The organism is Actinomadura bangladeshensis (genome assembly GCF_004348335.1).
GTDB lineage: Bacteria > Actinomycetota > Actinomycetes > Streptosporangiales > Streptosporangiaceae > Spirillospora > Spirillospora bangladeshensis.
In genome coordinates this window covers 1-761 of record NZ_SMJW01000580.1, presented here as the reverse complement: position 1 = coordinate 761, position 761 = coordinate 1, and the positions used below count along the sequence as shown (strand labels likewise).

Below are 761 nucleotides of genomic sequence, written 5' to 3'. Positions count from 1 at the left end.
TCCTGGGTCGGTGAGGGCTTCGACCTGTGGCCGGGTTACATCGAGCGGCGCTACAAGGCATGCGAGGACGACGGTGCGCCCAAGGACGAGTGGGGGAACTCGCCGGGCGATCAGTGCTGGGGATATGACAACGCGACCGTCACCTGGAACGGCAAGGGCGGCGAGTTGATCAAAGCCTCTGACGGCACCTGGCGGATGAAGAGCGACGACGGCACCAAGTTCGAAAAGCTCACCAGCTCCGCCACCGGCAACGGCGACAACGACGGCGAGTACTGGAAGGTCACCACGACCGACGGCGTCCAGTACTTCTTCGGCCTCAACCGTGTGCCCGGCTGGGTGTCCGGCAAGCCCGAGACCGACTCCACCTGGACCGCACCCGTCTACGGCAACGACGAGGGCGAATTCTGCCACAAATCGACGTTCGCCGACTCGTGGTGCCAGCAGGCCTACCGGTGGAACCTGGACTACGTCGTCGACCCCGCCGGCAACGCCATCGTCTACAGCTACGCCAAAGAGACCAACCACTACGGCCGCAACCTCAAACCCGCGGACGAGACCCCGTACGTGCGCGGCGGCTACCTGAAGACCATCTCCTACGGGATGCGCAAGGACCAGCTGTTCGCCAAAGCGCCCGCGCAGGTCGACTTCACCACCTCCGAACGCTGCATCCCCACCGACACCTTCGACTGCGACCCGTCCAAGATCGGCGCCAACCCGGACAAGTGGTGGGACGTCCCCTGGGACCTGCACTGCGACTCTGG

At 64.9% G+C, this 761-nt stretch carries 1 protein-coding gene; it reads left to right on the top strand.

The window, feature by feature from the left end:
* On the top strand, positions 1–761 hold a 761-nt coding region (locus E1284_RS40970), incomplete at both ends, for a SpvB/TcaC N-terminal domain-containing protein (RefSeq protein WP_279433125.1).